The following is a 357-nucleotide window of genomic DNA, read 5'->3' on the forward strand; positions in this document are numbered from 1 at the left end:
GTGAAATATTAATGATGAAAAAATCTTTCCTCACGCTTGTTTTGTATTCGTCTTTACTGACTGCCAGCGAAATTGCCTATCGCTTTGTATTCGGAATTGAAACCTTACCGACTGCGAAAATTGCGGAAACGTTTGCGCTGACATTTGTGATTGCTGCGCTGTATCTGTTTGCGCGTTATAAGGTGACGCGTTTGTTGATTGCGGTGTTTTTCGCGCTCAGCATTATTGCCAACAATGTGCATTACGCGGTTTATCAAAGTTGGATGACGGGCATTAATTATTGGCTGATGCTGAAAGAGATTACTGAAGTCGGCAGCGCGGGCGCGTCGATGTTGGATAAGTTGTGGCTGCCTGTGG

Annotated in this window: 1 pseudogene; it reads left to right on the forward strand. The window is 44.8% G+C overall.

Annotated features, from left to right (window positions below):
• Nucleotides 1-11 precede the first annotated feature (11 nt).
• Nucleotides 12-357: pseudogene (locus tag ACTHS3_RS17345) on the forward strand (phosphoethanolamine transferase); the annotation flags it as partial.

The sequence above is a fragment of the Neisseria sp. P0009.S007 genome (assembly GCF_051962515.1).